The 2,837-nt window shown below is 45.5% G+C and carries 2 protein-coding genes; both read left to right on the forward strand.

Annotated features, from left to right (window positions below; genetic code table 11):
- Window positions 1-630: C4-dicarboxylate ABC transporter substrate-binding protein (locus P8O70_11945; GenBank protein ID MDG2197573.1), on the forward strand; the 630-nt coding region annotated here is incomplete at its 5' end.
- Window positions 631-946: 316 nt separating this feature from the next.
- On the forward strand, window positions 947-2,837 hold a 1,891-nt coding region (locus tag P8O70_11950; protein MDG2197574.1), incomplete at its 3' end, for a hypothetical protein.

Genomic DNA, 2,837 nt, shown 5'->3' on the forward strand with positions numbered 1-2,837 from the left:
CAAGGAATGGAGGTAATGTTTCTCCATGCTACACAAGGCCATGCTTTCCAGTCAAACGGCTATGGTATTCACAAGCCAGAAGATCTGCTTGGCAAACGAGCAAGAACACCAAGTCGAACAGGAGCTTGGACGCTGGAAGAACTTGGGGCAGATCCCATTTCTGTACCTGTCAAAAACATTCCTCAGACTATTCAAAGGAAAGTGGCAACAACAGTTATGTTGCCATTTACTGCCAATCCATTACTCAAACTCAACCAATACATCACTCATATGACTGAAGGTCATGAACAGACACGCTTTGGTACTGTAGTCTTTCAAGTGTCCATGAATCAGCAAAGGTGGAATAGTCTTCCTGATGATATCCAAAAGGCCTTTCAGATGGCATCTGATGAGCGGATTCTAAGGAGGGCTGGTCAAGTGTGGCACGAAGATGAAAAGCGAGGTCTTGATTTGATGCTGAAATTCAAGCGAAAGCATATTGTTTTGAGTGAGGAAGAGACGGAAGCTTTCCGCCTCCAGTTGGAGCCTGTGGTGGAGCGCTGGATTGATGAAGTCAGCAAGGATGGCATTGATGGAAAGGCATTAGTCACCAAGGCTCGAAAACTGATCGCCAAGCACTCGCAGCAATAGGCTCAAAGATCTATTTACCAAACCTCCTCGATTTGAATGATCTGTGCTCAATGGAATTTGCGTTTTCTCCAGTAGGGAAAGAGCTTCTACCCAAGGACGCAGATCAACCTTCCTGACACGCCATCCAAAAATATATCTGGGGTCGTGGGATGCACTCCAGCAAGTTGGTGTTTACTGACAGAAATGTCCACCACCCTTTCTAAGACAAAAAGTCACATAAATTAGATCAATCAGGCGGTTGAGGTTTCAGCTTGTTACGCATTATGATCCTTCTCTATGAAAATTTTAATTTCCATCATCGGTAGGAGAAGGTCTTTTGCGACTCCAAGACATCCCCATGCGCCGCAAGCTCGTTGGTAGTTTTTTGCTGGTTGGCTGTGTGCCTGCCGTCTTGCTGACAGTGGTCACTCTGGTGGTGGCAATGAACTCACTGATGACACAAACTTACGAGCAACTGAGTGGGCTGCGTGAGAACAAACAACAGCAGTTAGAGACTTATTTTACTCAGCAGCAAAGTGATCTGGATGTGCTTGGTAAGACAGTGGAGAGCTTTCAGAAAGCGGCAGAGGTCAAGTTAGCAGCAATTCGAGATGCTAAGGCAGTAACTCTGATGGATTATCTGAGTTTCAGCAGGGCCCAATTGCTGGATTTTGCAAAAAAGCCCCAACTAATCGATGCGATGGCAAACCTGCCCGTGTATCTCCGGAACTATCGTTATGACCGGGAAGTGTCAGTGGATCAAATTGAGCTAATTCGTAAGGAATTGCGACTTTGCTGGGAAGAAGATTTTGGTCAGCGTTATCAAGAAATTACTGGAGAAAATGATCTGGATATAGAAGAGAAATTTTCATTGTTGAGTGAGTGGAGCATCGTTATCCAGCAGGCATATATTTCGAGCAATTCAAACTCTCTTGGGTCAAAGATAGAATTACTCAAACCAAAGAGTGAGCTTCTTTTTGCACCACCTTATGACTTGATGCACGAGGATCTCCATCCAATGATTCGAAATTTTGCAGAAGAATTTGGTTACCAGGATGTTTATCTGGTTGATTCAAAGAGTGGAGACGTGGCCTATTCGATGATGAAACGCATTGATTTTGGCACTTCTCTCATAGATGGGCCGTTTGCAGAAAGCCATTTAGGGGAACTTTTTAGCCTAGCAAATACAGCAGTAACACCGGGTGAATTTTTGATCGCAGATTTCGAGCCCTATGAGCCCAGCTTTGAAAAGCCAACGGCGTTCATGGCAACCCCTATTTTTGAGGAAAATCGTAAACTAGGTGTGTTGATCTTTGAGTTTCCAGTGGACAAGTTCAAAAATGTGATGAGTGATCGTAGCGGCTTGGGACAGACCGGAGAAACCTATTTGGTTGGAAGTGATCAACTTTTTCGCTCCGATTCCTATCTGAATCCAACAAATTTTTCAATGGAAGTATCATTTCAAGACTTTGAAGAAGTAGAGACAGCGCAGGTTTTGGCTGGGCTGTCAGGAGATTCGGGAGTGGGGGTGAGCCGCAATTACATGAATAATCACGTCTTGAGTGCCTGGCGTCCTTTTGAATTTGAGGGATTCAATTGGGTTCTTGTGAGTGAAATGCGGGTGGGTGAAGTACTTAACCCATTGAATGCCAGCGGAAGTGAGTTCTACAAAGATTTCTCTGAATTGAGTGATTACAACGATTTATTCCTGATTCTACCCAACGGAGTCATTTTCTACACAGCTGCACGTGAAGCGGATTACCGAACAAACATTTTGAATGGAAATTTTAAGAATAGTAATCTGGCCAAGCTGGTACGCAAGATTGGCTATGGAGCACTGGATATTCAGCAAATGAACAAGCAAGTGAGATTTACAGACTTCGCACCGTATGAACCAAAAGGGAATGTGCCTGCTGCTTTCTTGGCAAAGGGGGTAAAAATCAGCAATTCTCTGCTTGGCACAACAAATCAGACATCACGAACAAATCTGGGTTCACAACTGGTCGTTGCCCTGCAACTTTCTGACAGCACCTTGAATGAGGTAATGCTGCAACGCACCGGTCTCGGCGAGACTGGAGAGTCCTATCTGGTGGGCCCTGACCTCAAACCACGGACCAGTACCCGTGATCCCAACCGTAACCTGGCCTCCTCTCTCAGTGGAGAGGTCTCTCTCAATGGGGCTGACACCGAGCCAGTCCGCTTGGCCCTAGCGGGTCAGAGTGACACTG

Source organism: SAR324 cluster bacterium (assembly GCA_029245725.1).
Taxonomy (GTDB): domain Bacteria; phylum SAR324; class SAR324; order SAR324; family NAC60-12; genus JCVI-SCAAA005.